Origin of the sequence: Burkholderia sp. SIMBA_062 (assembly GCF_046534765.1) — a bacterium.
Classification (GTDB): domain Bacteria; phylum Pseudomonadota; class Gammaproteobacteria; order Burkholderiales; family Burkholderiaceae; genus Burkholderia; species Burkholderia ambifaria.
In genome coordinates this window covers 1-276 of record NZ_JAWRYD010000227.1, presented here as the reverse complement: position 1 = coordinate 276, position 276 = coordinate 1, and the positions used below count along the sequence as shown (strand labels likewise).

Genomic DNA, 276 nt, shown 5'->3' with positions numbered 1-276 from the left:
CTCGCGCGCCGCGGCGGACACGTTGCCGCTGTGACGCGACAGCGCGTCGTCGATCAGATGCGCTTGCCAGTCGGCCAGACGTTCGGGGCGCGCGTCGCCGTTGTCGTCGCGCGTGTCTTGTGCGTGCGCATGGCGGCAATGCGCGGATTCATCGGCGTGGACGGATGTTCGTACCGACTCCGACTCCGACTCCGAAGCAGACCCAGACCCAGACTCAGACGCGCAATCGGCAAGCAGATCCTCGGGCAGATGCACGATGTCGATGGCGTCTTCGCC

At 66.7% G+C, this 276-nt stretch carries 1 pseudogene; it reads right to left on the bottom strand.

Annotated features, from left to right (window positions below):
* A pseudogene (locus SB786_RS36145) lies at nt 1-276 on the bottom strand (sigma-54-dependent Fis family transcriptional regulator); the annotation flags it as partial.